21 protein-coding genes and 1 tRNA gene are annotated in these 18,642 nt (G+C 34.6%); 15 read left to right on the top strand and 7 right to left on the bottom strand.

All coding sequences use genetic code 11. The annotated features are described in order from the left end of the window. Positions 1-110 precede the first annotated feature (110 nt). Complete coding sequence (locus ACXAEA_RS14445; RefSeq protein WP_475096581.1) at positions 111-335, top strand: hypothetical protein; 225 nt, start codon at positions 111-113, stop codon at positions 333-335. Positions 336-350: 15 nt separating this feature from the next. On the opposite strand, the gene ACXAEA_RS14440 is transcribed toward ACXAEA_RS14445, so the two are convergent. Beyond that, a complete protein-coding gene (locus ACXAEA_RS14440) occupies positions 351-659 on the bottom strand; it encodes a hypothetical protein (protein ID WP_475096580.1) in 309 nt (102 codons plus the stop codon). Positions 660-742: 83 nt separating this feature from the next. Between ACXAEA_RS14440 and ACXAEA_RS14435 the strand changes: the two genes are divergently transcribed. The 3 genes from ACXAEA_RS14435 (at position 743) to ACXAEA_RS14425 (ending at position 2,306) form a co-directional block, all read left to right on the top strand. After that, entirely contained in the window at positions 743-919 is a 177-nt protein-coding gene (locus tag ACXAEA_RS14435; protein WP_475096579.1) for a hypothetical protein, read from the top strand. Between the two features lie 15 nt (positions 920-934). Continuing rightward, positions 935-1,462: an AAA family ATPase gene (locus tag ACXAEA_RS14430; RefSeq protein WP_475096578.1), complete on the top strand. Its 528-nt coding sequence runs from the start codon at positions 935-937 to the stop codon at positions 1,460-1,462. Positions 1,463-2,015: 553 nt separating this feature from the next. Beyond that, positions 2,016-2,306: a hypothetical protein gene (locus ACXAEA_RS14425; RefSeq protein WP_475096577.1), complete on the top strand. Its 291-nt coding sequence runs from the start codon at positions 2,016-2,018 to the stop codon at positions 2,304-2,306. A gap of 205 nt (positions 2,307-2,511) precedes the next feature. Here the strand turns inward: ACXAEA_RS14425 and ACXAEA_RS14420 are convergent, their stop codons facing one another. Beyond that, entirely contained in the window at positions 2,512-2,943 is a 432-nt protein-coding gene (locus ACXAEA_RS14420) for a DUF2621 domain-containing protein (protein WP_475096576.1), read from the bottom strand. A 139-nt stretch (positions 2,944-3,082) separates the two neighbouring features. On the opposite strand from ACXAEA_RS14420, the gene ACXAEA_RS14415 reads away from it, so the two are divergent. Beyond that, positions 3,083-3,179 (top strand) — tRNA-Sec (locus tag ACXAEA_RS14415). Between the two features lie 106 nt (positions 3,180-3,285). Here the strand turns inward: ACXAEA_RS14415 and ACXAEA_RS14410 are convergent. The 5 genes from ACXAEA_RS14410 to ACXAEA_RS14390 all read right to left on the bottom strand — a co-directional run bounded on the left by ACXAEA_RS14410 (position 3,286) and on the right by ACXAEA_RS14390 (position 7,431). After that, positions 3,286-4,404, bottom strand: coding sequence for a site-specific integrase (locus ACXAEA_RS14410; protein WP_475096575.1), 1,119 nt, complete (start codon positions 4,402-4,404; stop codon positions 3,286-3,288). Positions 4,405-4,536: 132 nt separating this feature from the next. Continuing rightward, positions 4,537-4,716 carry a helix-turn-helix domain-containing protein gene (locus ACXAEA_RS14405; RefSeq protein WP_214784645.1) on the bottom strand — a complete coding sequence of 60 codons (180 nt, stop codon included), beginning with the start codon at positions 4,714-4,716 and terminating at the stop codon, positions 4,537-4,539. A gap of 132 nt (positions 4,717-4,848) precedes the next feature. Beyond that, on the bottom strand, positions 4,849-6,351 hold the full coding sequence (locus ACXAEA_RS14400; RefSeq protein ID WP_475096574.1) for a hypothetical protein: 1,503 nt from the start codon (positions 6,349-6,351) through the stop codon (positions 4,849-4,851). Beyond that, the gene (locus tag ACXAEA_RS14395) at positions 6,344-7,216 is read right to left on the bottom strand and encodes a bifunctional DNA primase/polymerase (RefSeq protein ID WP_475096573.1); all 873 of its coding nucleotides are present in this window, start codon (positions 7,214-7,216) and stop codon (positions 6,344-6,346) included. The genes ACXAEA_RS14400 and ACXAEA_RS14395 overlap by 8 nt, the downstream gene beginning before the upstream one ends. A 29-nt stretch (positions 7,217-7,245) precedes the next feature. Beyond that, positions 7,246-7,431, bottom strand: a complete 186-nt coding sequence (locus ACXAEA_RS14390; RefSeq protein WP_475096572.1) for a hypothetical protein — start codon at positions 7,429-7,431, stop codon at positions 7,246-7,248. A 989-nt stretch (positions 7,432-8,420) separates the two neighbouring features. Here ACXAEA_RS14390 and ACXAEA_RS14385 point away from each other — a divergent pair. The 10 genes from ACXAEA_RS14385 to ACXAEA_RS14340 all read left to right on the top strand — a co-directional run bounded on the left by ACXAEA_RS14385 (position 8,421) and on the right by ACXAEA_RS14340 (position 18,585). After that, complete coding sequence (locus tag ACXAEA_RS14385; RefSeq protein WP_475096571.1) at positions 8,421-9,053, top strand: hypothetical protein; 633 nt, start codon at positions 8,421-8,423, stop codon at positions 9,051-9,053. Between the two features lie 26 nt (positions 9,054-9,079). Continuing rightward, positions 9,080-9,268: a hypothetical protein gene (locus ACXAEA_RS14380; protein ID WP_475096570.1), complete on the top strand. Its 189-nt coding sequence runs from the start codon at positions 9,080-9,082 to the stop codon at positions 9,266-9,268. 191 nt (positions 9,269-9,459) lie between these two features. Next, entirely contained in the window at positions 9,460-9,777 is a 318-nt protein-coding gene (locus ACXAEA_RS14375) for a hypothetical protein (RefSeq protein ID WP_475096569.1), read from the top strand. A gap of 56 nt (positions 9,778-9,833) precedes the next feature. Then, complete coding sequence (locus ACXAEA_RS14370) at positions 9,834-10,139, top strand: hypothetical protein (protein WP_475096568.1); 306 nt, start codon at positions 9,834-9,836, stop codon at positions 10,137-10,139. After that, on the top strand, positions 10,127-10,675 hold the full coding sequence (locus ACXAEA_RS14365) for a hypothetical protein (protein ID WP_475096567.1): 549 nt from the start codon (positions 10,127-10,129) through the stop codon (positions 10,673-10,675). Before ACXAEA_RS14370 ends, ACXAEA_RS14365 begins: the two co-directional genes overlap by 13 nt. Before the next feature lie 33 nt (positions 10,676-10,708). Next, positions 10,709-11,761 carry a hypothetical protein gene (locus ACXAEA_RS14360; RefSeq protein WP_475096566.1) on the top strand — a complete coding sequence of 351 codons (1,053 nt, stop codon included), beginning with the start codon at positions 10,709-10,711 and terminating at the stop codon, positions 11,759-11,761. A gap of 159 nt (positions 11,762-11,920) precedes the next feature. After that, positions 11,921-12,862, top strand: a complete 942-nt coding sequence (locus tag ACXAEA_RS14355; RefSeq protein WP_475096565.1) for a hypothetical protein — start codon at positions 11,921-11,923, stop codon at positions 12,860-12,862. Between the two features lie 190 nt (positions 12,863-13,052). Next, the gene (locus tag ACXAEA_RS14350) at positions 13,053-14,297 is read left to right on the top strand and encodes a replication-relaxation family protein (RefSeq protein WP_475096564.1); all 1,245 of its coding nucleotides are present in this window, start codon (positions 13,053-13,055) and stop codon (positions 14,295-14,297) included. Positions 14,298-14,557: 260 nt separating this feature from the next. After that, positions 14,558-16,018 (top strand): phage NrS-1 polymerase family protein, encoded by a 1,461-nt coding sequence (locus ACXAEA_RS14345; protein ID WP_475096563.1) that lies wholly within the window; start codon positions 14,558-14,560, stop codon positions 16,016-16,018. Positions 16,019-16,614: 596 nt separating this feature from the next. Beyond that, the gene (locus ACXAEA_RS14340; protein ID WP_475096562.1) at positions 16,615-18,585 is read left to right on the top strand and encodes a GIY-YIG nuclease family protein; all 1,971 of its coding nucleotides are present in this window, start codon (positions 16,615-16,617) and stop codon (positions 18,583-18,585) included. Positions 18,586-18,642: the final 57 nt, after the last annotated feature.

Below are 18,642 nucleotides of genomic sequence, written 5' to 3'. Positions count from 1 at the left end.
CCTAATGATACTATTTTATTAAATCAAAAATATTGAACTTTTGACGAATATTGGCGTCCTCAGGTCAATACAATGATAAAACCACTTAATTTCAGACAGGAGGAGAAGGGATGTCCTTGAAGCATTACGCTATTTTACTGAAAGCCTTTGGTCTCGCTGTTTTCCTTGTGCCGCTGTTTATGAAGGGGATGGGTTATCTTACGGCGATTTCTCATGGGATTGTCATAGTGTTGATGATCATCGGGGTGATATTGCTGATTGTTGGGAATGTGTTTGAAGCGAAGGCGATGCGGGCTGAGGCAGCTGCTAAAAGAGGGAAAGAGGGTAAAAACTAGTTTCAGCTGCTGAAACTAGTTTTTTTTCACAAAGAACGAAACGAACCAATACAACATGTATGCATAGCCGGCAAGAGTAAAGATTGCCCAAAGCGCACCGTGCTTTAATTGCGCTGCTAAAAATTCGAATTCATTTGTATCGACTGGCCTGCCGATGCTGTTTATCAAACTGACCATCGGAACAGAAATCGTCAAAAGGATAGCGATCATGGACATAGCCGTTCTTCTTTTTTTAATCACACTGAAAACCGCTGTTGTAAAAATCGTTAAGATAAATAAGTAGTAACCAATCCAAAACCAGACCGAAAGAGTTTCCCAGTACATATTCCCACCTCCTTAGTTATTCTATCATTTTTTTACGGAAGAAACTTGCTAGAATGTGGTAAAATTGGAATTGAGGTGATTATGTGACCGTTAACAATATTTGGGTAGCAATCATACTAGGTCTTGCTGTTTTGGCGGCAGTCGGTGCCTGGATCAATACTAGAATAATAATGAGAGATATGGCTGTCATTAAAGCCAGGTTAGGAATCAACGAAGAGCGAACACCATCAGTTTTTGATAATGATCTTGATAAAGATTGAACAGGGTGGAAGACAGTGACGAAAATTCATATTATCGGCGGACCGGGGAGCGGGAAGTCATACATAGCAGGGGAACTATCGAAAATGCTCGGGCTGCCAAAGCAGGATCTGGACAACTTGTTCTGGGATCATGAGTCAGAATTTTTCGGCTCGCAAACACCTCCGGCTAAAAGAACGGAAAAACTCGCCCAAGTTTTATCTCAGGAAAAATGGATTATCGAAGGAGTTTACTACAGCTGGCTGGAGGAGAGCTTCCGGCAGGCTGATTACATATTTGTGCTTAAAACGAATGTGTACGTGAGGGATTGGAGAATTGTGAAGCGATTCCTCCTGAGAAAAGTAAAGCTGGCTGCTTCCCCGAGGAAAGAGAATCTCAAGACACTTCTCAAGTTGTTAAAATGGAATCATCGTTATGACGGGAACAATCTCGTGGAAGCAATCAGATTGATGAAACCATATAAAGACAAAGTCATTATCCTGACTAAGAATGATGATGTTTTCAAGCTGTTTAAGAAGCGGAAAAAGAAGAAAAAACTGCCTTGATAAAATTAGGGGTTCAGTTTAAGGAGAGAAAATAACAAATAGCACATAAAATGGCAGGCTTATTCGCATAAGAATTAGACCTGTTTTTTTGTTGGTATACCAGTTTTTATATTCAGTTTGTGATGGATTAGCACTTCCTTTAGCACTCTAATCAGCATGTAGACAATAACCATTGTCCAGTTAAAAAATGCGGTTCCAATTTAGGTGTTAAAATACCTGTTAATTCACATTTTGTTATATCTATATAACTACTCACTGAACCTCTCTAGCATGTTTTTTTATTGATACTATTGTAAATAATGGATATTCCATTAAAGGGCAGACCAATTATTTCGTCTTATTTTAAAAAGGGGGCATTTATATAAAAATTAAGCAGATTTTTTCTTTATTACTATTCGTTATTTTTTTATGTTCTTTCATATATCCAAATACATCATTTGCAACTAAATGGGTCCACAAGTTTCTTGTTTGGAATGATTATGTTTATGTTGTTAAAGATGAGTATGTAACAGAAATAGATAAGGAAATCGGGCAGGTTACGAAGTATTCAGACATGGAACAGCACCCTGGAAACTTCTCAAATGTTTATAGAAAAGGGACTAAATATTATTCGATTAAAGGTATCAGTACAGATGAATCAATAGCGGTTGAAGATGAGAAAGGGAAATATATAAAGGCTGTAAGAGAAAAAGAGTACACATATGGCGGCAGTAATGATGGCAATTCAAAAGGTAATAAAAATGAAGGAGAATTTACTTTCTCAGATATAGCTGTAAATTTTTTAGGTCTACTCAGTATTGGTATATTCGTTATTTTTTTAATTGCAAAGAGAATAAACAGGTGACTATACTTATTCCGCAATCGGGAGATATAACGGAATAACTTATTAGCTCAGTTCAACAATGAACTGAGTTTTATTATGAAAAAAAAACACCGCTAAAAGCGGTGCGAATTAGTATGCTAATCCTCATGCTATTTCGGGTGCTGAATACCGTGTGATTTCAGGTTTTCCCTCCTAAAACCGAACCCGTTATAAATAAAAGGCAGTTTTAAAACAAACTCTCAAATGGTCTAGTGCTGATTTGCAATTCAGAGAGCTTTTTGCGTAAAAATTTATGGTCACGTTTTGGAGTTGCCAGGATATAACCCCGGATGACAAGTTCCTGTGTGATCTTGTCCGCTTTCTCCTCCAACGCAAGCTCACCGATCTTCCCGGCAATTTTATGTCTCGCCACATCCCTGAACAACTCAGGAACCGGGCTGACCAAATCCTCCAGCAATGCCTTCTGATCATTCGGCCATAAATGCCGCGTCTCATTCACATAATACTCTTCCCAATCCATATCCGATTTGCCATCGTTCTTAGGCAGCTTTTTCAAAAACTTGCGGAACATAAAATATCCGCCAATCGCGAATAAACCTACCAGCACAACAACCCAAAATAAAATAAACAACAAAAACCAACCTTCAAGCTGATACATAACCCTTCACCCACACAATTCAAATATCTTTCCTTATTATAGTATCAGCCAACAAGGGAAGACAAGTCCTGTGACAATTTGAGTAACTCTCTTGTAAAAAAGCCAGCTTGTAAGTATAATAGACCTTGTTCTAAAATACGGGGCTGATTGGGGTGCTGGTGCCCTCCACGGTCTTCAAAACCGCTTGTGACCTGCGTGCCAGGTTAGCTGGGTTCGATTCCCAGGCGGTCCCGCCAATCCATTGAAATCAAGGCTTTTCACTATCATACATAGAGCACGAGATCGAGTGGAATCGGTCTTTTTTTATTGGTGGTGCCCTAAGTGGTGCCATTTGTAGCTAGCTTACTCAAGTACCCCATTTAAATAATCGACAGCAATTCCTTCAATTGAGTCTGTCAGGTGAGAATAGGTATCCATCGTAACTTGAATTTTGGAGTGACCTAAACGAGCGCTGACAATTTTAGGATGGACATTTTCCTTCAATAGAATCGTTGCATGGGAATGCCTGAGGTCATGAAATCGGATATCCGGAAGGTCCGCTGCCTTTAAACACCTTTTAAGTGCTCTAGTTATTTCAGATGGAGGCATAATATTTCCTTTTGTATTGCAAAAGACTAAGTTATGAGGGTTAAAGGAATCTCCTAGGATTTTTTTTCGATGATCGTTTGCTTCCTTAAGTTTCTGCAAAAGCTTGAATAACTCAAAGGTTACCCTTACACCTCTGGGTTTCTCGTTTTTAGGAATATTATTAAAAAAATATTTCCCATTCGCTTCTGTAATTGTTTGGCGGATGTAAACTTTCCCTGTTGTAAAATCTACATTGTTCCAGGAGAGTCCAATCAGCTCACTCTTTCGCATGCCGGTATGGGAGGCTGCATAGATAACTGGAAAGTATACCGGGGTTTTTTCCTTTGCAATTTTCATCAGTTCATTGAGCTGTTCTACTTCAAGTGTTTTCATTTCCGCCTTTCCTGGCTTTGGGGGCTTAGCGCCTTTGGTCACGTTTTTATTAATAAATTCCCAATCAATCGCATCATTTAGCGCCTTTGACATAAGGCGGTGATGGTGCGTGACTGTTTGAGCGGACAAGGACGTTATTTTTTTCTTATAATAGTTTTGTAGCTCTACAGGTTTTAATTCTTTCAATGGGATGTGACCTAGAGAAGGGTAAAGATGAGTTTTGATGATCTTCTCGTATTCGACAAACGTTTTAGGCTTAAGATTTGTCTTAGCGTAGTTTTCCAGCCAGTAGTCCAGATACTCTCCTACAGACAACTTCTTTTCAAATACCAAGTTGCCTTTTTGTATTTCGAGCATTAATTCAGCCATAGCGGCTTTTGCCTCGCTGATTTTTTTAAAGCCACGTCTTTTAATTCTCTTACGCTTGCCAAACGAGTCTGTTCCAGCCTCCAAAACAAAATAATACGTCCCATTCTTATCTTTCTTAGGATAACCAGCCATTATTTTTCCTCCAAATATAGCTGGACACCAAGCATATGCACCTATTAGTAATAATACTGGAAGTAGTGTTGGTTGCAAAGGGCATAGTGTCCTCAAATATTAATTATCATTTGATGTGTTCAAGGTAGTTGTTTAGCTACCTTCAAACCAATCTAAAAACGACTTTTTTGAAATAAGGATTCTTTTTCCTACATTTACTGCGTGAAATAGATTGGATTTTACTAATCTATATGCTTGGCTTCGGCCAATTCCGAGATATTCTTGAATATCTTTTACCTCAAGTACTTCTGGTAATTCTCCTGTTTTTTTCATGAGATATTCCTTTCTTATTACATGATGCAAAAATGGTAGATTCCAATTAAAAATCCTCATTTTGAATAAAAGCATTGCAGTTAGCCGACATTATCGTCATATCGTCATATTTAATTGAAATTTATTAAACCGTTATAGCTTTTCTAAAGAATGAATTCTACCTAAGTTATTTCGAATATAGACATAACTTATATTATTTGCTGTTAGAATAGGCTGAATACGAGTCAATTGGTCTTTCAGTTGATTTGGTGATTTAATCCATTGTTTAGAAGTCTGTGCTTCTACAGAGATATACTTTCTAAGCCTTTCAATTATAAATGTAGCAGTTCCTGAAATTCTTCTTTCTCTATCCAAGCAATCTATTATCGTTGACACTAACAAATCATGTTCAGCTGCTTCTTCAGCTGCTTCTTTACGATTACGGGTATATTCTTTCATGAATGTACCTTTTTTGAAACCAAATCCAGTTTCAGCAGCAGTTGCTAATTTCGCAAAATCAGCCATGCGCGGTGTTGAGTCAAGCTTAACATTGTGCAAATTTCTTAAAGCGATACTTAGTGCATCAAGTAGAGCAGCGAGTATCTTAGGCTTTAGATCTTCAAACTCCTTTAAAATCTCATCCTCTGATAAACGTTCATTACTATTGAAAGGTGAAAGATTGATAATAATCGCTCTATCAGCGAGATCAGGTCGCCTGGCAATATAATCAATCCCATTTAAAATAATTGGGCGGAGTGTAGATAAAACTACCTCTTCTGTATTTTCATAGAATTTTCTTGTGGAAAATCCCCCACCTGTTGAAAGTTTACATAACGAATCTGACATATTATTGCTTATACCAGATAAGTTATCAAATGCTAGTAAACGACTCTTCTGGGCGGAAATCATTAAATCTTCTTCATTCCTAGGTAACGAACGTATTGGAGCGAAAGTTGGATCAATAATACTTTTCATCAATCTACTAAAGAAGCTTTTGCCAGAACCTTGTGGACCTTGAACAATTAAAATAGGATATGGTCCGGTAGGTGAAAGGCAACTTAGAAGAAATGAATAAACTAATATTCTATCTTGATCATTAATATTAATAAACTTATCTAAATCTTTTATTGTTCCACCTTTAACAGGAATAGGGAGCGACCTATAAGTATTAGGTCTTAAAAATTTAAGCGAATTATTTTGAATAACTCGCCAGCTCTGGTTATCCACTTCTACAATTTCTCGACCTGGAGTACCCAAGTCGAGATATATAGTAGACTTGTGTTTACCTACACGAATAAAGGTTTCTTGAAAATCACGGAAATTAAACTCTTGAATAGCTACTATGGTATCAATAGCCTCTGACAAGGGTGTTTTCCCGATTGGTTTATTAAATACCTGGTAATAATGCATTCTTATAAATTTTTTGAATTTGTCACTATTGACAGCAAAGTGTTCATTATTTCCATCAATTTTGACAGAAGCAAAAACTTCCTCATTTTCTGTTATGAAAAAAGTAGCATTTTGCTGGGCAAGTTCAATAATTGCTTGAGAAACCGTCATATCACCTTGTTCTACAAGTAATTTCACTCGTTGTGTTGGAGATAGATCATTTGAGTTAACCAATTCCCCAATTTTTACTTTATCGCTTTTAGACAATTAAATCTTCTCCTTTGATAACTTTAAGGGCTTGCTGAAAATTTATTTTATATATTGTTTGAACAGCGCTAAATCCATTTCCAGAACCGCAACCGGCGAAACATTTCCAAGCCCCATTTTTAATATTAAAGCTAAATGAGTTATGTTTATCTTGATGAAATGGACACTTAGAACTAAGCCATTCACCATTTCCTTTAATGTTGTTAGTAAACCTGCTATAAAAGTCTATCCAGTCTACATTTTCTAATAGCATGTTAGGTGCATTGCTTTTAAAGTTGGTTCTTAATTTGTTTTTTGTAGTTATTTTATTTTCATTAGTGGAAGACTTATCGAAAATACCATTCCTACTGTTTTCAAAAATGTACTTAACTAACCAAAAAGGTAAATTTGCCTTTTCAACTTGTTTTGGCGACAGTTCCCATCGATAAATTGTGCCCTTAGGATGAATGGAAGGTGGAGCTACTACTTGTTTTTTATCAGAAAGAATGTCAATGCTATCCCATAATTTCATGGAAGGAACATTCTGGTTGTACTTAAAATAAAGATGAACTCCTCTGTTGGAACGAACTCTCCAAGTCAAAGGTAAATCCCCCATCTTTTCTAATTTTGTTAATGTTGACAGATTATCGATATCTAATACAACACAATCAGATACCGAGCCAGTTATTATCCCGATGTTTTTATTTTTGTAAGTTATTATTTTGTCATCTTGATCTACTATCCCATTTATTATTTCAGTTGCTTGAATACGTTGAACCGTAAATCGACTGGGCCAGTTTTTTAGTATTGGCCTTTTACCAAGAAGAGGGATAGGTGTCAATCCATAACTCAACAATTGCAAAGCTGCTCTGATTGATTTATCCAAATAGTCATCTCATTTCTTAGGATAATTGTTTATATGATTTTTAGATTTTCAATAGCATTTAATATTCTTTCTCTTTGGGCATCTGATAGGTTATGTCTTAAGAGCCGGTATAATGTGTTCTCATGTATTTGCATTTCTTCAGCAACTTGCCAAATATACAAATTAGCCTTCTTTATTTGAAGTTTTAAATCGATATTTCTTTGTTGCACAATCAAATTCACCTCCTTTAGAGAAACAAAAAACCCCTAGATTAAGAGAAGGTTAATTTTCGTTAACCTTTTCTCATCTAGGGGTTGTCCCTTTATGATATTAAATTAGATATTATTTAGATGAATGGCAACTACAACCACCATCATCATTTTAATCAAAGATTATAATACACTTTATCTATTGTCAAGTGACTTTATGAAAAATTGAAAAGTACTCCTTTTCTAATAATATTGGAAGGAAAGTTAATGACGGTCATGTCGACATGATGAGAAGATTTAAAATCTGAACTTCACTTTCCTTAGAAGAAATTAAATATACGGTGAACCAATGCTGAAAAAATGGAATAAAATTGGGGGGTTCGTAAATTGCTAGAGTGAGGTGATGATTGGTTCTGATTTTCTCCTCGTCCAGTACTTTCTGTATAGTTTGCACAACCAAATATATATTTATCTCCAAATGCATAAATTTCCCCTACGTATTTCGGGTGTAAAACTACCCTTTGACAGAGCTCCTGTGCCTGCTTCCGTTTTCCGTATTTTGGTGTTGTAACCTATGAAAATTAAGCTGTATAACGAATGTTTGCCGACATTCTCATTATCCTGGGATCAAGTCGTGAGTATTCTGGGTTAGACATAATATACTCACAAAAGGATGGATATCTCGGTATATTTTTTTGAAGATACTGATGGGATATCATCCACTAGCTTATTAGAATGCTATCGTCATTCCTTGTTTTAATTTCTGATAGGTTTTCAGGAAATACAGTCAATGGCACAACCTGTTTGATAGATGTTAACTATTGAATTCACTGCACAAATTTAGTGCCTATTCTATGCTTAATTATAAACACAATATCGACTAAGAAAATCAAAACGACATTGTGTTTTTTTTTATTTAAATAAAGAACGTATGTTTGACAAATGGAAAATAATGGCATATACTGAAGTGGTAGATCTAGTTGAACTCTAAATTGTAGAAGGAAAGGGGGATATGAATGAAAAAAGAAGGGATTATTGAGTTTAAATCTATTGAAGAAAAAATGAAGTTAATCAAACAGGAAACAGAAAAGAAACAACAAGTGCTTAATGAAAAAGTAAAGGAGCTAATGGAAGGTGTTTCAACAAAATGGAGTGACGATGAGAAGGAGGCATTAACATCAATAAACACTTCTGACAGTAATGAAAGTTACCAAAAGGAAGAGGAAATAATAGCACAAATCCATGTGCATCGAATAGAAATACTCGAAATCCAGAAAATTATTTTGAATAGCAAAATGGGAATAGAAAATATGTTTTATAGATTTTATCATTCAAGTTTTAAGGTGTATGACCTTCAAAAATTAACAGAAAGAATCGTAAAACTGTTTTGCGATATTGGAAAATGCCATTTCCATGACTTAAATCCTTTTTATATTGAAATCGTTTCTGAAGGAGTTCGTAAAAAGTTTGACCGCAGCCATAATATCCGCTGGACATATGAAACACGGCCCATTGTTGAAGCATTTTTTCATAGTAATCACCTCCTTGAGATGATGAGAAAGTATGGTTTAAAGATGGATTCGAGAGATCCTGCTATGAGTTTAGATGAAGGGTGGGCAAGTGTCTTATATCTATATAAAATTCGTTAGTTGTTTTGTCAAAAGGAGGCACTGAAATGACACAATGGCCAAAAGACCTTCAAAAGACGAGATATGGAGATATTAATGAGCTCTTGTTGGAATCATATAGAATGCGCAAAGAAATAGAGGAGCTTCAAAAGGAAATCGAGAAAGCCTTAGCGTTTAATCCAAAAAAAGATATTGTATTTTACGAAGGGTATTTTTGGAAAAAGATGAAAGTGTGAATTAATTAAGATAGGGGTAGATGAGTATGTTTTGGTTTTTAAAAGAGAAAACATTTAATAAGTTAAATAATTTGGTTGTAATTATTAGTTTTATAGTATTGGGAATTTCGGTCATAACAACCATTATGAATAAACTTTAAGGTTTGGCACAGATTATCAGGTGAATTTTTCAGTGCAGGAGGATTAATTGTATGGAGGATAAATTAAAAACGAATATTATTCAATATTTAAGGGATAACGAGTTTTTTCAAGTTAAGAGACAGGAATTGGTTGTGCGCAGAAAGCTTAGGAATTACTTTTGTAGAGGTGTAAACGGACAACCTATCCCAATAAAAGAAATTGGGGATGTATTTGGACTTTTTGATGGCCTCCCCAATGATCACACTAACAAATTGTTACCAGTTTTGTTGGAACTAGGAATACCGGTATATGCCAAGAGAAAAAACAAAACTGTGAACCAAAAATTCGCATGGGCAATAAAGCAAAACTTATTAATATATACAGATTAATGTTTTCACTATATGCCCTGAGGTTAGACTTAATCTCTAATAAAGGAGAGAGACACTTGCAGAGAAAAATCGACTCAGAATTCAAAAACCAATTCTTAAAGGATATGAAACTTATTAAATCCATTTTAATGAAGTATGAACACATGTTCAGTGTGGAAGAGTCTGAAACATCGGATCCACGGTTTATAGATATATTACTTCCAGAAGAAAGAGGGAAAATTGATGAACTGAAATTAGAACTGTCACATGCTTGGTCTGACAGGGAAAGAAATTTAATTCTCAAAGAGGTTGACCTTATATTTGAGAAAGCCCAAAACAGGTATTACCAAAATCTAAAAGGGGAAAAAACTTGCTCAAATTAATCGTCGATAATACTAAGAAAACTTGCAGGAATGATTGTCAACTGTTTGATGGTATTACGGAGAGGTGTTCTATTAGACAGCAGATCTACCAGGATAACCCAAAGACCTTAAACGAATGTGGATATTTCCTAAGGAAAGTACAACATGATCAAGATCAAACTCAGTTGGAAAATATAAATAAGCATTTTTTTATTCCCCCCAAGAATCGGGAACGACAAGAAAGTGATTCGTTATACCCGTTTTATCCAGATGAATCAGCGAATCGTGAGGATGCTTTATGGTTTGTTTCTCCATGTAAGGAGTATGCGTGTTGGGTAATCAATCACTCTATCAACCCGTTAAATGTTGCGAACCACATTGAATACAATGAAAAAGCAGAGAGAAAAAGGTCTTATCAATCTCCAAATCCATTACATAATCATCAGGCTCCACTATCTCTAGCTTCAAAAATAGCATGGTACGTAAATGGAGATGGTTACGGAAAATATGTGCTCCTTCAGGATGGTAAAATTGTTCATATTTCCAAAGAGCGCTAAAATTTTAAAGAGTTAACGATGTGAGGTAAAAATATGAATTTAATACTCGGGTTGTTAAATGGGGTTGTTCAGTATAAAAGGGGAAGAGATACTGGTTTGGCAGGATTAATGGGAATTGCCATTACCCTTTTGATAGTGTTTCAATGGCATAATTTAGTACCTATATTTAGGAGAATCGGAATTATTGATTTATTAGATAGACACGGTCTTATTTTTGAAGGGGCACCGGAACTTACAGGTGCTGCTATTTTGGGGATAGCTGTTGTTGGGGCGTATGCTTTTATGATTGTTGGTTTCCTGGTTATTGTCATTGGGGTAATCATTGCCATGTTCTTTTCGAGCGAAGTAGGGGTAAAGATATCTATCGCAGTATTAATGATCCCTATGATTCCTTTAATGGTAATATGGATAGCATTTGATTACTTTAAAACTCCAAAGGTTGTGAGGAAGGCTCAGCGCCTAGAAAGAATAAAGTATAAGGAAAAAATGAAAAAGCCGATTATTGAATGGGTCGTGGCCTCTTGCGAAAAACAGGTATCAAGAGAAGAAGCTCTTTATACAATGAATAATCTACCATCCTTAACGAGAGATACCTTTTTATTGGGCATTACCGGAATTCCTGGAGAAGAGAAATACTATATTATACTTCCTAGGCCGGTTAACTTGGAGACTGCTGAATTTTCAATAGGAGATCTAGCAGTAGTAGAGTGCAATATTGAAAAGTATAAGAGACCGTTGTTTTATGATGTAGGCAAACCGGAACCTACAGAGTTTATTTTGACAACTAGTGAGAACTGGCAAAACAAAATAAAGACCCTACCATCCAAAGAGATGAAAAGATTCTATCTAACCAAACAAGATGACTTCTTAAACCTCTTTAATGAACTAAAATCTGATGCTCATTATTTAAAGTACGTTGATGAGACCGTAGCAAATTATTTTAGAAGGAAAACCTCGCTGCTTGCCATGGTTAGTGCTGAGTCGGATAGCATCAAGTTTAAAGAGTTAGTAAATAGAGTAAAAGTTTTGGATGTGTCAAATGAGGAAGAGGCTAAATTAAAATATGGGTTGAGCAACAATGCTTAGAAGAACGGATAATAAAAGGTATTGCATAATAGACTTCTTGATGATATATTGAAGGCACAATAATTTAATACCAAAGGGAAATACCCTAAAGAAGAGACCGATTGGTAGGCCTCTTTCTTTAGGGTATTTTTTTTTGATCAATAAGGAGGAGTTAAGAAAGTGGCATATCCAATAATGAAAAATCCGTTTTGCTTCAATACCAAAGAAACTATGAAGATTTGTCCATTGCTAACCCATATGTATCCACGTTCAGAAGCTTGGGTTTTAAATGAAGCGAAAAAAGAGGAGAGGAAAAGAGCATTAGATAATGAGAAATCCAGGGCTTTTCTCATGGCAGGGTTAAATACTGAGATTAAGGAAACTAAAAAGTTAATTGGATTGTGGTCGTCACTTAGCGGAGAGGATGTTTCTGAATTTCTATTGAGTTATTCGAGTTTCTTTTCCGATTATAACATCAAGACATTTATATATGAAGCAGAGCCTGCCGAAAAGCCAAAGTGGATATTCCCAATAAAACGATATGTGGCCACGTACAACAGTGATTTAGATAAATTTAAATTCAATGCTCTCGAAAATCCATCCATTCTTAGTCTGAATCTAACCCAGTATAAAGATCTCTATTTCCAATTAAACTTTTTACGCCAGACAACACGAGGATCAAACATAAACTTCATGCTGCTTAATCCTGGTAAAGCAAGTCCTTTTATTTATGAGTTTTTAAGTAAGGATATCCTGCATGAACTATGGATTTTGGTGGGTGAGTCTACTTGTGATATTACGGAACTTAATCATGTTATCGGTTTATCAAAGGAGCTTAGTATTGATATAAAAGTAATAAGTATTTCGCTAATAAAAGAAACGATTAAAAGTTATTTGAAAAATGTCGATTTAGAAGTGACCAACTTGCATGAAGAAAGAATGTTTCCTGATAAATGGATAAAGTCATTCTGGCCAATTAACAATCAAATTAACCATTTTAAAATAAACCATCAAAGAAAGAAACTAGTAAACCACATTATTTTAGAACAGAAGTTAAAGAATCCGATTTATAGAGGAATTCATGAAAGTACCTTAAAATTACGTGGGTTAACAGAAGATTAGTAACAAAAAAAGAAATCATGTTACTTCTGAAGTTTCTGTATGTTACTAAGTAACCATAGTTTCTTTTTATGTTACTCTCTTTAATCCTTGCTATCAAAGGGATTAGTAAGGATATCCAGGTTAAATATATAGTACGAAAATATACCCTATTTTAGAGGCGTGAAAATGTAATAAAAAGGAGCTGAATTTAATGCCAATGTTATCAGTATATAATCTTTCACTTACTTCAACTAGAATCATTGAAACCCTTTTTACTTATCGAGGTGTGACTGCTCCCCAGTTAACTAAATTCCTATATGGGAAGCATCATTCAATCTCACAGGAGAAAAATATTTATAACCACCTTAGTAGATTATCAAAAATGGGGTGTCTTACAAGTCACCGTTTACAAGGATCATATGCTAGGGGGTCATTGTATTTTTTAACTCTCAAGGGGTATGAGTTAGCGAAGGAATGGCTAAACATCTCGGAAGGACAGTTAGGAAACGGATGGGTTAAAGCAGATATGCCATTATTTGCGGATATTCCTTATCCGATCTATAAGCCTCCTGTAGTCCAATCATCTCACCATTTATTGTTAATTGATTTCTTTATGCAGCTAGAGGAACTCAAAGAGTTAGACGTCGACTATCGCTTAAACCTCTATGCTTCCATTACATATCAAACAATGAATGAGAAAGTCCGGTTTCGCCCTGATGCAGAAATTAAATTCTTTGATGGAAGAAGATTTACAATCGAGTGCGACTTAGGCACCGAGTCCCATAGTCAATTGCGTCAAAAGTTTCAAGTGTATAAAAAGTACTTTGATTATTTAAAAGAAAATGACGATGAGGGTTTACCTGCTGGGATTCTTTTTGTAGGTCCTGACAAAATTAGAGATCATGGGATGAAAAGAAGATGGGCAAGCATAGCCACTGCATTCTTTGAAGAAATTGGTCCGTACCATTCTCAAGTAAATCTAATTATGACCACACTTAGTAATGTTGAAGAGACCCTGCAATTTGAAGATGATAGAATGCAAAATGAAATCAGGTGTGGAAGGGAAGTCTACAAACAATTATTAGAAAAAAACCTTAATGTCCATTCTTATTCCAGGTCAATAGGCCATAATCAAGAAAATGCTTTTATGTATGCAATTAATAATCATAAATATGAAGTTTACTTTAATGCAGTTTGCCAAGAGTTCGAAACAAGAATCTATAGCCTCTTTATTTTATACAGCGATACAATTCTAGGTAAGTCTAAGATACACGAGGAAATAAAAGACCTTGAATATGAATACTTTAAAATAAATATATTTTTTTCTGGTAAACAACCTTTGATCTTTTCGAGACCCCTCGATAAAGCAATTGAATTATCGGAACAACTCTCCAGAGCATGTGAAATACTAAATAATGAAGCTGATTTTAAGGATCTTAATGAAATGGTTGATTAATTTAATAGAAGAACAGGAGAGCTTTGATGATTTGTAGAATAGAGAGGACACCAGTCTTGAAAGAAATATTCACCGTTAAAGCTTGCAATTCAAATCTAAGGATAAGAGATTTAGGAACTGGCAAATTGATATTTTCAATTATTCCAACGATCTGGTCATATCTTTTAAAAGTTGTGTTAAAATTAGAAAAAAAAGGAAGAGGAATAAGAGGCATAAGTTGTCTGAAACGAGAGGCAGGTTAGGGAAAAGTGGTAATAAAAATGGGAGAGAAAATACCAGCGCCAAAATTTCAAAATATCCCAAACGAATTGAAGCAACATCCAAATTGGTTATTATGGCAGGCTAAACCAGTGAAAGGAAAGCTTGGAGAACTTACAAAAGTACCAGTAACTAGTAAAGGTGAATATTTTAAGGGTTGGAACAACCCAAAAAATTTACATAGTTTTGATGAAGTTGAAAAAGCTTTTAAAACAGGAAAATTCTCTGGTGTCGGATTTGCCTTAGGGGGAACAAATTTCATTTGCATTGACTTAGACTATAACGCTAGCTCTGGGGGCATATCGGATGAGTTATTGGAACTTATAGCGTATGGTTACACAGAGTACAGTCCAAGTGGAGAGGGATATCATATTTGGCTTAAAGGAAACAAACCAAAAGGTATGGGTAAAATTGGCTATACTGAAATTGGTGAGAAGTTTGAAGTATTTGGAGGGAACGGTTGGGTAACCATGACCGGTGATGCCTTTTGGAATTTGCATGAGCCAATCGAAGAAAACCAGCCATTTATTGAAAGTTTATATGAATCTTATTTTAAAGAAAAACGCAGTAAGATAAAACCTTATAAAGCAGCGATAGTTCCAACCGATACACCTAACCTAGAAGTAATCAAAGAAACGATGTTTAATGCAAGAAATGGTCACAAAATACAGGCTCTATGGAACGGTGACACAAGCATGTATAACGGCGACCATTCAGCAGCGGATTTAGCATTATGTAGGTACTTGGCCTTCTTCACCGATGGAAAGTATTCCACTATTGATCTATTATTTAGACAATCCGGCCTTTATCGTACAAAATGGAATGAAAAACGTGGTAATACGACATACGGCGCAATGACAATAGCTAAAGTAATTAGCACAGCAAATAGAGATGATTACCAATTGGAAACAGACGCTGTATCAGTGGATTATATGAGTAACTTAATTACTAGTGTTGAGAAAGTTAATGATATTTCTATCAGTATGGAAACTAGTCCTGTTTTAGCAAAGGAAGGAAAAAAACTGTATGAAATAAAACAACGTTTAACTCAATTTAATGAAGAAATAATCGGATTTTTATTAGATTATATAAAAACACAAGAAGAAACCAACCTAAGTATGTTGGAACGATTAAATAAACAGAATAAAGAATACGAGGATTTATTAGAGAGGATGGAAAAGCTCGAGAGCACAATGCAGCGAATCACCGAGGGAGGCCAGAGAGCAACCTTTCCAACAAGCAGCACTCCAGAAAAGGTAAAAGTATTAAATGAATTAAATAATTTATTTGAGGGGATTGAATACCTAAGGGAAGATGAATATAATTGGTATTTTGTTAGTGAATTTGAGGAAATGAAAGTTGAAAAGAAAGACTACGGGCTATGGTATAAGGATATAGTGGAGGGTTGGCTCTTTACATCTTATCTATTTTCTGGAGATAAGGAGCCATACGATTTTTTCTAAGTTTTAACAGTGATAAATATAGAGGAAATGTTATAAATGCGGTATATGAAGTTTTGGATACATCTGAGAAACTAAGGGAATGGGCCTACGAAAGAAATGGAAAAGAGAAGGCACCTATTGAAGAATTCTACGACAGATTAAATACTTCCTTCGGTGAGGTTCATTCTCAAACCATAAGCACCTTGAAAGGAATTGCTCAAGGAAGGTAATAGAACAAAAGAAGATTGCAAACTTCAAAACCAATTGTGACCTCCGTGCCAGGTTAGCTGCTTTCGATTCCCAGGCGGTCCCGCCAAAATACATAATTTTGCCACACAGTTATAAAGCTGTGCGGTTTTTTGTATTTTATATAGTTCTTTTAAAGGTCTTAAGGCAAACCTCGCAATGTGGTTGTAGTTTCTCCGTTACCTTAAAACACCTCCCTCCCTGTTTTTGAAATGCATTATTGTAGTTTAGAAAACTTGATTATCATTAATTGTTCACCAATGTTCTCAACAAAAAATAAAAAATATTTATGAGGGAGAGAAAGTGTGAAAAATAATGGTAAACTAAATTTGGAAATAAATTTCAAATAGTAAAAAGGGGGAGGACATGGCATGGATAAAGATGAGAGTCAATTCGATAATATTAAAGCCAAAGTTAATCAATTGATTCAGGAGAATTTACATAAGGAAGTTACACCAGCAACAAAGCATAATGTTTCTGGTATCTATATGATTTACTTAGATAATTTTAAGTCTAATAATATAGTTCCAATTTATATAGGTAAAGCAAAGGATATACAAAGAAGATTTAAACAACATTTTTCTGAAATTATTGCATTAAATAGGCTACCATATGATGAGTATAGCAAATATTTCTTTTCAAATTCTTATTCCTTCTATGAAGGCAATTTCAAAACAGTTAAGATATTTAAATTTATGTTAGAACACATCTGCACTCTAAAAGACTTTCGTATGGTAATCATTGAAGAGGTAGAGGAACAGTATCTAGATGAAAAAGAACAAGAATATTTTAAGAAGCTTTTGCCTTCTTTCTTTGGTTTCAATCAATTAAATTCTTTTCTTAAACAACTCGAGTTCCGTTTTACTAATTCTGAAATGAGTAATTCAGAAATAGATAATTATTTAAGTATCTTACTAGAAGATATAGGCAGTATAAATTCATTATACGAATATGGGTTTACCAGATTTAATTTTGAACATTCCTTACCTAAAGATATTTCTACTCTTTCTAAAAGAAAAGCACACCTAGACAATGACATACAGTTAAAGTTAGAAGAAGTAAAATTAGGTCTTTATAACTTGTGTAAACAATACATACCTGAGTTTGATCTAACACAAAGAATGTACGAATTAAACGTAGTTTATGAAATCGCTAAGGAAGAATATACAAAAGCCTTAAATTTACTTACAAAAGATATAAGTGAGACATTCAAAGAACACAAAATTTATTATGAGGAAGCAATTGAATTTTTTATCTACAGTATAGTTCACGAAGAAAAATCCAAATATAAAAAACTATTTAAAAGCTATTTGAAATCTAAGAAGTGTAAACTGAATTTTTATAAGATATTTGAGGAACAGATTAAGGATGTGCAAAGAAAACGGGAGGAAAAAGATGTTAAGAAAATCCCTTATTCAGAAGCTTTGGATTTATACCTAGCAAGAGAGGATGAAATGAGGTCTAAAAGATATAAAATGATATTCCCCTCAAGACAATTTGAATCCTTTTCTTTAGGGGATATGTCTAAGAATCTTTCAATAAAAGTAAACAAGGATAATAATTTATTAAATACGTGTCATATCAATATATACATTTCGAATAATGGAATTAACAGAAGTCTTGAAGTAGAGAAGGAACCGTTTATTATTAGATTTGATTATTGTTACATCAATAATGAAGGGGATTTCACAGAAAAAGTGTATTATATTGATAATGAAACAACAGCAAATTGTAAGTCTGGAATACAATATTTCGAGAAAGACTTTTATAATGTTTTTGCGTTTAGGAAAGAAAGGTTTAAAATATCTGGTCTTATAAATAATGAAATAGATAATTCTTTTATCTCTGTTCAGGCTGAATACAAGCATGGAATAAATGATTATACATTGAAAGATAAAGAGTTAATTAAATTAGCGAATGTAATAGATGAAATTAAGCAAATAACTGACGAGGAGACTAGATATAATATTGATGTTTCAGAATCGGTTAATTGCTTAAGAAGATGTTTGTTTAATGAGAGACTACAAAAAAATGAATTTGTGGAACAGATATTACTCACAAAGAAATTGCTTAAACTTAAGAAACCTAAAAAATCCCCCATCAAGAAGCCTAAGAAAGTAGTTGATAAGGCTGAACTAATCGAAAAAAATAAGGTTAATAGGGCAGAAGCATATAAAGAGAAGGTGGCAGTAAAATCAGATAATGCTGTTAAGGTGATTTATTATGTTTCCAGTAGAGAAAAAGTTACTGCCCAATGTACGAAGTGTGGTTATAAGTGGGAGATACGTAGTGACCATTTATTAAGAAGACCTTATTGCCCTTCATGCCTTAAAAAAACTTGAAGTACTTTTTGCCTAGTGTGAAGAATAAAGAAAATAACCAATTTTTAGGAGGACTAT

This window comes from Mesobacillus sp. ABV4_180, from assembly GCF_056158485.1.
Note: the sequence above shows the minus strand (reverse complement) of the source record. Positions and strands in the feature narration are given on the sequence as shown.

Bases quoted from the DNA above. Each gene is read 5' to 3' on its own strand.
- ACXAEA_RS14445 (WP_475096581.1), top strand. From the start codon at position 111: ATGTCCTTGAAGCATTACGCTATTTTACTGAAAGCCTTTGGTCTCGCT.
- ACXAEA_RS14440 (WP_475096580.1), bottom strand. From the start codon at position 659: ATGTACTGGGAAACTCTTTCGGTCTGGTTTTGGATTGGTTACTACTTA.
- ACXAEA_RS14425 (WP_475096577.1), top strand. From the start codon at position 2,016: ATGGAACAGCACCCTGGAAACTTCTCAAATGTTTATAGAAAAGGGACT.
- ACXAEA_RS14420 (WP_475096576.1), bottom strand. From the start codon at position 2,943: ATGTATCAGCTTGAAGGTTGGTTTTTGTTGTTTATTTTATTTTGGGTT.
- ACXAEA_RS14410 (WP_475096575.1), bottom strand. From the start codon at position 4,404: ATGGCTGGTTATCCTAAGAAAGATAAGAATGGGACGTATTATTTTGTT.
- ACXAEA_RS14405 (WP_214784645.1), bottom strand. From the start codon at position 4,716: ATGAAAAAAACAGGAGAATTACCAGAAGTACTTGAGGTAAAAGATATT.
- ACXAEA_RS14385 (WP_475096571.1), top strand. From the start codon at position 8,421: ATGAAAAAAGAAGGGATTATTGAGTTTAAATCTATTGAAGAAAAAATG.
- ACXAEA_RS14380 (WP_475096570.1), top strand. From the start codon at position 9,080: ATGACACAATGGCCAAAAGACCTTCAAAAGACGAGATATGGAGATATT.
- ACXAEA_RS14375 (WP_475096569.1), top strand. From the start codon at position 9,460: ATGGAGGATAAATTAAAAACGAATATTATTCAATATTTAAGGGATAAC.
- ACXAEA_RS14360 (WP_475096566.1), top strand. From the start codon at position 10,709: ATGAATTTAATACTCGGGTTGTTAAATGGGGTTGTTCAGTATAAAAGG.
- ACXAEA_RS14350 (WP_475096564.1), top strand. From the start codon at position 13,053: ATGCCAATGTTATCAGTATATAATCTTTCACTTACTTCAACTAGAATC.
- ACXAEA_RS14345 (WP_475096563.1), top strand. From the start codon at position 14,558: ATGGGAGAGAAAATACCAGCGCCAAAATTTCAAAATATCCCAAACGAA.
- ACXAEA_RS14340 (WP_475096562.1), top strand. From the start codon at position 16,615: ATGGATAAAGATGAGAGTCAATTCGATAATATTAAAGCCAAAGTTAAT.